The sequence below is a fragment of the Dyella sp. AtDHG13 genome (genome assembly GCF_003201105.1).
In the GTDB taxonomy this organism is placed as follows: Bacteria; Pseudomonadota; Gammaproteobacteria; order Xanthomonadales; family Rhodanobacteraceae; genus Dyella; species Dyella jiangningensis_B.
This window is the reverse complement of sequence record NZ_QICJ01000029.1, coordinates 1-3160: the sequence shown is the minus strand read 5'-3', so window position 1 is coordinate 3160 and position 3160 is coordinate 1. Positions and strand designations below refer to the sequence as shown.

The window sequence follows — 3160 nt, the reverse complement described above, 5'->3', positions numbered from 1 at the left end:
CCGAGGCAAACTACTACCGGCAACTCGCCAGTCAGGCAGCCACCGTGGAGGCCTGACTTAAACCAAACAGCCTCCACGGAACACGGGGCGGTTCACTCAGCAAACCACTGGTGAACACTTTTCCGGCATTTTCCGGGGTGACCTGCATCTCCCGCGTGAGAGTCAGCCCGGCGTCATTGTTGATCCCAAGGATTGCTCGCGCCTCCAGCAGCTGCCCGTATTCATGAGGACTACGTGGAGCAATCTGCAGGCTACGTAGCAGTCGATGGGCGTCACGCCGCCGGCCCAAGCTCACGCCGAGACGCGCCCAGGTTCCGATCAGAGCTCCGTCGTGCATGCCATGGCTCACCGCGTCGGTGAGAAGCTCGTACGCACCAACCCGATCCTCTGCACAATGGAGCGACTGGGCACAGTGCAGCAGCACGTTGGCGTCGCGTGGAAACTGGACTTTTAGCTGGCCGACCAGTTGGCGAGCGTCCGCCCAATGAAAGGTCTTAGTGAAGATACGGAGAAGGACGAGGGCCCCAGCCAACTGAGCAACCGGCCCGCGATCCGGCCAAGCCTCATGCTCGATGTCGGGCAGCCAACCGATGGAGGCCTCGTCGAGATCGGCGCGAAGGAGGTCCTCGGCGAGCGCGAGCCGTTGAGTACCATCGATCGCCAGGAGCGGCGCCAGTTCAGTGATGGCCTCGCGCACCGCCTCGCCCTGGTCGGGGCCCGCAGCCGCGAAGTTGCCTACCAACCACGCGAAGAGCGGAAGCGACGGCTCGTCTTTGTTTACCAGGCCGAGCAAAGTACCTACGTGCGCCGGAGTGACCCGATTGTCCTGACCGTACGATTCGAAACGCACGCGTTCAATGTGCGCGAGAACCAAGTCTTCCGCGGTCGCGGCAGGATCAGCAAAGACGCGATCGATCAGTGCCGTTGCGCGCGCCGTATCGCCTTGCAATGTGAATGCGCTGGCCAGAATGAGGGACGCGCGGTGGTTGCCCGTCCATCGCTCGATTAAGTCCTCGGGGGGCAGGGGCACGCCTTCCATCGCCGACAAGGCGCACCGGTAGAGCCATAAAGATTCCGGCGCATCGGGAAATGCGAGCGCCTTCTCCCACGCAGCAGAGGCCGACGCGAAATCGCCCAGAACGTGCCTGGCATGGCCGAGGTTCACCAGCATCGGCAGACGTAAGCCTGGACTTTGGATTGCTGGATCAGCAAGGAGCACAGCCAGCTGCGTCGCGCACTCGCTCAACGCCTCGATCACCGTTGCACCCGACTCTTTCGCCCGGATTAGTTGCCAGATCCGTGCGCCGAGTTCATTTGCCCGCGCGCCCGGCGGCCAATCGGGTTGGCGGCTCCTAGCGCGGCCGTACCACGTGAGCGCCGAGTCCAGTTCGCCAAACTGAAAGGCGGCGTCCGCCAAAGCCAGCGCGATCGGTAGTGGGTCACCCAGCGCGTCAGTCGCAAATGCCTCAAGCGTCGTAAAGCGTGAATGCTCGCGGAGAGCGTGCACGCGCACATACGAACCCACCACCTGCGGCTTCGTCGCCGCGTTCACCGTCGCCAGCGCTCTTGCCAGCCATGCATCGGCCAACGGCGCATGTCCACGGAGCTGGGCCGCATGCGCGCCGAATGCGATCACCGAAGCGCTCGGCAACGAGAGCTGAAGTTCTCTTCGAACGATCTCGAGAACGATCTCAAACTGCCCCAGCGCAAAGCGGGCTCGAACTTCTACTAGCAGCCGCTCAGTTGTATCCGCGGCTCCCGCATACTGCGATAGTTCCTCAAGTGTGCGCTCGGGATTTCCGGCATCCGTCCATGCGTCTATCGCGCGCAGCGCAACATCGGCGATGACAGTCCCTGCATCTGGTGCTGTAGCCGCCACGTTGGGCGTGGCTGTGCCCGCGAGCAGCTGACGCATCTCTTCCAGGTAGCTCGGCGACGCATACTGCAGAAGCGATCGGGCTAACTGCGGGCGTCGTGAGGCTTCTTCCGCCAAATCTTGCAAGGCGAGCACTTTAACGTTCGACAGCGCGTGGATCGTGGCAGCACGTGCATGCGCCTGGAGCGTGGTATCGCGGTCGTTGAGAGTGCACACGACGTAGTGTGTGAGTGGCGGCCGAAATCCGTGCGCGGCATGAACCTCCCTGTCAAACTTCACGGGTGTGAGCTGCGTGCGGGTGTAGGCCTTGGCCTGGACACCCACCCATTCGCCGGCGGCGTTGCAAAACATCACATCCACGCCGTTCTGCGCTTGCCCTGAGCGGCCATTCCGCTGCGGGGGCAAGGCCAGGCCGTAGACCTCCTGGAAGTAGAGGCACAACCATTCCTCGAACGCGTCTTCGTCCAGCGCAGCCAAATGAAGCGCATACGCCGCCGTGCTCATTCGTTAGCGCTCTGGTGACTATGGTTCATTTGGACCCTCTAAATCCGCCGCTGGCGCGCCGCTGCGCGCTCGGCCAACAGTCTTTTGATTGAACCCTCACTTGCGCTTCCATCGATCATCCTTGGCTGAAGCGTGAAGGCCGGCGGCCGGTTTGATTAGGCAGACGGTGAGCGGGTGCATGTTTCTGCCAGTCCGCATCGATGGTCGCCATTTGGGATTCTGCAGGCGCTATTTAAGGAGGCGAGCTGCCGGATTCTCCTCGGCGGCGCCCGCTTGAAAATACCCGATCACGCTCGCGACGGAACGGTGCTCTGTCATGGCCATCACCGCCGGCAACGGCACGCCTTGCTTGCCCGCCTCGGTCACAAACCCCGACCTGAGGCTGTGCGCCCCAAAGTTACCCTCCAGCCCAGCGAGGGCGGCCCGTCGCTTGACGATCGTGGCCACCGAGCCCGGGAGCAAGGCAGGACCAACCCGATCCTTCCAGATCCGCCGAAAGATCGCCCCTTCGCGAATGCCCGAAGCTTCCAGCCAGGCCGTTAGCGCCTCGGCGCTGCGCCCCAGGATCGGCTTGTCCGGCGTCGAATCCACCCTCACCCCGGCCTGCTGTGTCTTCGAATACTCCAACCGGTAGATGTAGCCGTCCTCGCCCACCTTGCGCAGGTCGCGTAGATCCGCCGCCGCGATCTCGCTGCGCCGGCGCCCGCCGCTGGCGAAGCCGAAGCAGAGCAGGGCGCGGTCACGCAGGCCTTCCAGCGAGTCGTCGCAGGTAGCCAGCAT

At 63.3% G+C, this 3160-nt stretch carries 2 protein-coding genes; both read right to left on the bottom strand.

The genetic code is table 11. The annotated features are described in order from the left end of the window. Positions 1 to 31: 31 nt before the first annotated feature. Positions 32 to 2380, bottom strand: coding sequence for a hypothetical protein (locus BDW41_RS22845; protein WP_074552311.1), 2349 nt, complete (start codon positions 2378 to 2380; stop codon positions 32 to 34). Positions 2381 to 2608: 228 nt separating this feature from the next. Next, positions 2609 to 3160, bottom strand: a 552-nt coding sequence (locus tag BDW41_RS22840) for a site-specific integrase (RefSeq protein ID WP_110301701.1), incomplete at its 5' end; no start/stop codon positions are given.

Bases quoted from the DNA above. Each gene is read 5' to 3' on its own strand.
- BDW41_RS22845 (WP_074552311.1), bottom strand. From the start codon at position 2,380: ATGAGCACGGCGGCGTATGCGCTTCATTTGGCTGCGCTGGACGAAGAC.